This window comes from Komagataeibacter kakiaceti JCM 25156 (genome assembly GCF_000613305.1).
In genome coordinates this window covers 1-2,875 of sequence record NZ_BAIO01000308.1, presented here as the reverse complement: position 1 = coordinate 2,875, position 2,875 = coordinate 1, and the positions used below count along the sequence as shown (strand labels likewise).

At 63.2% G+C, this 2,875-nt stretch carries 3 protein-coding genes and 3 pseudogenes; 4 read left to right on the top strand and 2 right to left on the bottom strand.

Annotation, left to right across the window (positions count from 1 at the left end):
• A partial coding sequence (locus JCM25156_RS28030; RefSeq protein ID WP_457851823.1) for a Y-family DNA polymerase occupies window positions 1-345 on the bottom strand: 345 nt, incomplete at its 3' end.
• Window positions 260-1,023 (bottom strand): annotated as a pseudogene (locus tag JCM25156_RS24230) (ImuA family protein). The pseudogene JCM25156_RS24230 and the gene JCM25156_RS28030, both read right to left, overlap by 86 nt.
• Before the next feature lie 114 nt (window positions 1,024-1,137).
• On the opposite strand from JCM25156_RS24230, the pseudogene JCM25156_RS12820 reads away from it, so the two are divergent.
• From JCM25156_RS12820 to JCM25156_RS12810, 4 genes and pseudogenes are all read left to right on the top strand, one after another.
• A pseudogene (locus JCM25156_RS12820) lies at window positions 1,138-1,443 on the top strand (chromosome partitioning protein ParB); the annotation flags it as partial.
• A gap of 94 nt (window positions 1,444-1,537) precedes the next feature.
• Window positions 1,538-1,984, top strand: coding sequence for a hypothetical protein (locus JCM25156_RS12815; protein WP_025813382.1), 447 nt, complete (start codon window positions 1,538-1,540; stop codon window positions 1,982-1,984).
• Between the two features lie 132 nt (window positions 1,985-2,116).
• Window positions 2,117-2,518: pseudogene (locus JCM25156_RS28025) on the top strand (DUF932 domain-containing protein); the annotation flags it as partial.
• Window positions 2,490-2,816, top strand: a complete 327-nt coding sequence (locus JCM25156_RS12810; protein WP_025813381.1) for a DUF736 domain-containing protein — start codon at window positions 2,490-2,492, stop codon at window positions 2,814-2,816. The pseudogene JCM25156_RS28025 and the gene JCM25156_RS12810, both read left to right, overlap by 29 nt.
• The last annotated feature ends 59 nt before the right edge of the window (window positions 2,817-2,875 follow it).

Below are 2,875 nucleotides of genomic sequence, written 5' to 3'. Positions count from 1 at the left end.
CATGATGTCCCTTGCCCGGAGACCGTCCGGCGCATCGACGGCCACGATGGGCGCGATCCGGTGCTGAAACCACAAGGCAAGTTTTTCCAGTCCAAGACGGTCGCCCTCGGGATCGGCGTCCATCAACACCAGATCGGGATAGAGCGCCTGGGCTTTGGCTACCGGCGTGCCGGGGCGCAGCCCCAGCTTCCGGGCGGCGAGATCGACCGACAAGACAACCCGACGCCGTCCTTCACGCCCGGCCAGCGCCAGTGGCGCCTCAGGCGCGGGCGCGTCTTTGCCCAGCCGCTTCCTGATCCGATCCGTCGGCCAGAGCGGCAGGTAAAGAGAGACGATCCTTGCCATCACAGGCCTCCACTTCAAAATCGGCACATTCGCCTGCTCGGGCGCGGATCAGTTCCAGCAACCAGCGCGGCCTTCCGACGCCGGGAACCGGCAACGGCACGGACGGCAGGACAAAGACCCGCCAGCGGGTCACGCTGGCAGTCGGCTGGCCGAAATCCGCCGCATCCGTCTGCCGCCGCCAGCGTCGGATGCGATGCCAAGAGAGCCGGATGTTTCGGCCGCCAGTTGCAGGCGGCGTGAGGCCGTCATGGACAGACGCGCCACCTCGGCGACCACAGCCCCAAGGCCGCCATGCCGCAGTCCTTCCTCGAAACAGGCCAGCACATCGACGTCCGATCCCGCCTCGACATAGATAGTCCGGCGTGCCGACAGCCCGACCTGCTTCAGGGAAGGGGCGAACACATCCTGGCGGGTGACGATCCACAGCACCTTGCCGCGCGTGCGGGCCGCAATGCCGGCGCAAAACTGTCCGGCCGCCGCACTGTGCAGCGCATCGTTGCCGCCACCCGCCACCTCGTGCAACGCACCCAGCGCCAGCCCGCCACCGGGCAGGCGGCTGTCGATCTCGCGCACGCCAAAAGGCAGCATCTTGCGGCGTCGGTCGCTATGCCCTTCGAGACGGCTGATCGCAGCCCGAAGCGTCTCCAGCCCGGTTTTTTTATTGAGTTCAGCAGTCATTTCACGGCTCGATGTCCCTTGTGCAGGCGGAATTCATGATTATATGTTCGTGATTTGTTCCGATGTGACGATGGAAGTCAATGCAAATTCGCACCGCGTCAGGCATGATGCGGGGCGCATAGCGTCAGAGAGCGGATGGCGCGAGCCGGTCGTCTGGCGACGGTGCTCCGGCTCGATCTTGCGGAAGCGGGCTGGCAGGCGACGGTGGAGAACTATCTCGGCCGTGTCACCAAGGCGCGCATTCTCGAAGCCGTACGTGAGGCGCGGGGTGACGAGGCTGCCAACCGCATTGCCCATCTGAAGAAGACCGACATGGCGCAGGCAGCCGAGCAATTGCTCGACGGCTCTGGCTGGCTACCCGAAGCATTGCTAACCACCACGGCAGCCGATCCCGACATCGAAGCGATCGCCGCCGAGTAGCAGACCTGCGTCCAACCCATTGAACGCGGGAAGCCCAGTCTGCACCCATTACGCAGACCGGGTTTCCGTGCCCTTGCCAATAGGAGAAACCGTTATGGCTGATCGCGTATCTGCTTCGATTGAACTTGGCGGCATCGTCACATCAGAAGACTATATCGAGCTTTGTTATTTGCTCGCCAAGGACGACTTATCACCCGAGTGGGACGGCGAGCACTTCAAGCCCGATGACCGCATAGTGGGTGAATCGCTGACCCTCCACGCGCGCGAGGTCGCCTGGGGGCGTTTCGATGATTTGGAGGCATGGTGCCTTGAGAAAAAGATACCTTTTGTCAGGTGCGCGGATTCCTGTCCCGGACAATGGGGACCGGAGCGGGTCGTCTTCACGGGCAGCGGGGAGCCGGTCTCTTACGACGTGGACGAAAATGGCCGCATCCTGATTAGCCAGGATACGATCCGGCGCCTCGCTTCCATGGAAGCGATCCTAGCTTGGTTTGAGGAGGCGGATTTCACGGTGCCCCCTTTGGTCATGAAAGGCGAATAAGTAGCATTTCATGAAGTGCTATGCGGCTTCCGTTATCCGGAAGCCGCTTTTTTCATGCCGGTCCGGCCGGGAAGGAGTGAGAGGGCGGCTTCGCCTCTGGTGCCGAATATCCGGCAAGAGAGGAGAGTTCCCATGTCCGCTTCCATTATATCTTCCGCCCGCACTGGCTTCCGGATCGATCCTTCGCGTGGGGAGCGTAGCGCCCGTGTATCGTCTGAATGGTTTTCCCGCCCGGATGATGAGCGGTATCTCTCGCTGTCAGATCTGCATGCCGCCACGCTGGCGCGGGCGGATCGGGCCACCGCTCGTACGGTGGAAAGCCGCGCCATTCGCGTCGAGGCCTCGCGCGACAATGCCGAGCGTCTGACCCTGACCGTGCCGGGACAGAATGAGCCGATTGCACCCACCCACTGGTCTTTTGGTCAGATGTGCAGCCTGGTCGGCGCGCCATCGTCGTACCTGCGTAATGGTGCGGGCTCGGTAACAGAGATCACGGAGCAGTATCATGGCCACCATCGGCACCTTCAAGAAGTCCGGCAACGAGTATGTCGGCGAGATCGTCACCCTCTCGGTTCAGGTCCGCAATGTCCGCATCGTTCCCGAGACCGGACGCCAGAGCGACAACGCCCCCAGCCACCGGGTGTTCGTCAACCGGGCCGAGATTGGAGCCGCCTGGTCCAAGCAGTCCAACGAGGGACGCAGCTATCTGGGCCTCAAGCTCGACGATCCGAGCTTCAACGCCCCGATCTTTGCCAACCTCTTCAATGACGAGGACGGCGAGACCTGGAGCCTGATCTGGTCCCGCCCCAACGGTCGCCGCAACGGCGAGTGAGGTGCTAGCGATCCCCCGCCCGGCCGGTCCGGGCGGGGCCTTCGCAGGACCGCTCGGGA